Origin of the sequence: Mesorhizobium sp. M1E.F.Ca.ET.041.01.1.1 (assembly GCF_003997355.1) — a bacterium.
Lineage (GTDB): Bacteria > Pseudomonadota > Alphaproteobacteria > Rhizobiales > Rhizobiaceae > Mesorhizobium.
In genome coordinates this window covers 1-628 of record NZ_RZSL01001194.1, presented here as the reverse complement: position 1 = coordinate 628, position 628 = coordinate 1, and the positions used below count along the sequence as shown (strand labels likewise).

Annotated in this window: 1 protein-coding gene; it reads right to left on the bottom strand. The window is 68.3% G+C overall.

Annotated elements, in window-relative coordinates; all coding sequences use genetic code 11:
* A partial coding sequence (locus EOA38_RS38300) for a DUF5801 repeats-in-toxin domain-containing protein (protein WP_210213033.1) occupies positions 1-628 on the bottom strand: 628 nt, incomplete at both ends.

Genomic DNA, 628 nt, shown 5'->3' with positions numbered 1-628 from the left:
GAGCTTTGCTGCGAGACCACGTCCTGGTCGCCGTCGGTCACCGTCACCGTCGCCGTCACGTTGATCAGGCCGTTGAGGTCGAGGGTGTTGTCCTCGCCCACGCCCTGCGCGTTCGAGTGCTCGAGGGCAACCAGCGAGGTCAGCGTCACCGTCGTGCCGGACAGCGTCACCGTGAACGCCGTCGCATCGAGCGTGGTGTCGCCGTCGCTGTCATACATGCCCGAGATCTGGGTGGCCGAGTCGGCCACCAGCGTGATCGGATGGTTGCCGACCGTCGTCAGCAGCCCCGTCGCCGTTCCGCCCGCCAGGGCCAGCGCATAGGTCACATTCGTGGTGTAGCCATCGACCGCGCTCGCGTTGAAGGTCGGCGGGGTGATCGTCGCCTGGCTCTGGCCGGCAGCCCCGCTCGCCTCGACCACCTCGGCGGCGCCAACCACCGGCGCGGCCGTGATCGAAAGCGTCGGATCGGTGTCGTCGAAGGTCAGCGACAGGCCCGAGCTGGAGCTTTGCTGCGAGACCACGTCCTGGTCGCCGTCGGTCACCGTCACCGTCGCCGTCACGTTGATCAGGCCGTTGAGGTCGAGGGTGTTGTCCTCGCCCACGCCCTGCGCGTTCGAGTGCTCGAGGG